The following is a 1,541-nucleotide window of genomic DNA, read 5'->3' as shown; positions in this document are numbered from 1 at the left end:
ATGCCGACGGTGACGACGCTGGTGCTGACCGGCGAACCGGGCACCAAGCCGGATTGCGCGGCGGATCGCATTTCGTTCGACGATTTCGGCCGCGACGCTCCTCTCAGTTTCGAGCGCGTGCCCTTCGACCACCCGGCCTATGTGCTCTACACCTCCGGCACGACAGGCGCGCCGAAGGCGATCGTCCATCGCGCCGGCGGCGTGCTGCTCCAGCACCTGAAGGAGCACCTGCTCCACGGCGACGTCCGCCCGGGCGACGTCATGAGCTGGTACACCAACACCGCCTGGATGATGTATCACTGGCTGATCTCAGGTCTGGCCTGCGGCGCGAGCGTGGTGCTCTATGACGGCGCGCCGATCCTGAAATCGGCCGATCGCCTCGACCCCAGTCCGCTCTGGAAAATGGCCGAGCGCGCTCGCGTCACGCATTTCGGCACCAGTCCTAAATACCTGGCGACACTTGCCGCCGAAGGTTACGCGCCGGGGCGCCTGCATGATCTCTCGTCGCTGCGTTCGCTGCTGTCGGCCGGTGCGCCCGTCTCACCCGGGCAGTTCGACTGGGTCTACGATCATGTGAAGCGCGACATGATCTTCGCTTCGATCTCCGGCGGCACCGAGATCATCGGCTGCTTCCTGCTGGGATCGCCGATCCATCCTGTGCGGCGCGGCGAGCTGACCGTGAAAGGGCTCGGCCTCGCCGTCGGCGTCATGGACGAGCGCAATGCGCCGGTCATCGGCCGGCAGGGCGATCTCGTCTGCACCGAGCCGTTCCCGTCCATGCCGCTGGCCTTCTGGGGCAAGGACGGCGACGCGCGCTATCACGCCACCTACTTCGCCGCACGCCGCGAGATCTGGACACATGGCGACGTCGCCGAGATGACGGCTTACGGCTCTGGCGTCATCCACGGCCGCTCGGACACGACGCTGAAGCCCGGCGGCGTGCGGATCGGCACGGCGGAAATCTACGCCGCCTGCGAGAATTTTGCCGAGATCGAGGATTGCCTGGTCTTTGGCGCGCCCATCGAAGGCGACGAGGAGATCGTGCTCTGCGTCAAGCTCAACGACGGCTTTGCGCTGACCCCCGAGCTCGCCATGCGAATTCGCAAAGCGATCCGCGAAGGCGCCTCGCCCCGTCACGTGCCGCATCGCATCCACGCGGTGCAGGCCGTGCCCTATACGCTGAACGGCAAGCGCGTCGAGGGTGCCGCCCGCGCCACGCTCGAAGGCAAGCCGGTCAAGAACATGGCTTCGCTCGCCAATCCCGCCTGCCTCGACGAATACCGCGCGCTCGACCGGAGCAAGGCGGCATGAGCCGGGCAAAGGGAGCGGTCGTCGGCATCGGCGAGTTGAAGCCGCAGCGCCTGACCAGCGGCGTGACGACGCTGGAGATGATCGCCGAGGTCTCGCGCCTGGCGGTGCTCGACGCCGGGCTGGAGCCGGCGGCTATCGACGGGCTGCTGGTCGGGCCGCAGGTCGGCGAGACGCCGCAGCATGTTCCGGCGACCATAGCCGAATATCTGGGACTCGCGCCGACCATGGCC

General features: G+C 67.4%; 1 protein-coding gene and 1 pseudogene. Both read left to right on the top strand.

Annotation, left to right across the window (positions count from 1 at the left end):
• Positions 1–1,311, top strand: a 1,311-nt coding sequence (locus EOA24_RS37555; RefSeq protein ID WP_127410795.1) for an AMP-binding protein, incomplete at its 5' end; no start/stop codon positions are given.
• A pseudogene (locus EOA24_RS37550) lies at positions 1,308–1,541 on the top strand (thiolase family protein); the annotation flags it as partial. The gene EOA24_RS37555 and the pseudogene EOA24_RS37550, both read left to right, overlap by 4 nt.

The organism is Mesorhizobium sp. M2A.F.Ca.ET.039.01.1.1 (assembly GCF_003998035.1).
In the GTDB taxonomy this organism is placed as follows: Bacteria; Pseudomonadota; Alphaproteobacteria; order Rhizobiales; family Rhizobiaceae; genus Mesorhizobium.
This window is presented reverse-complemented; position numbering and strand designations above follow the sequence as displayed.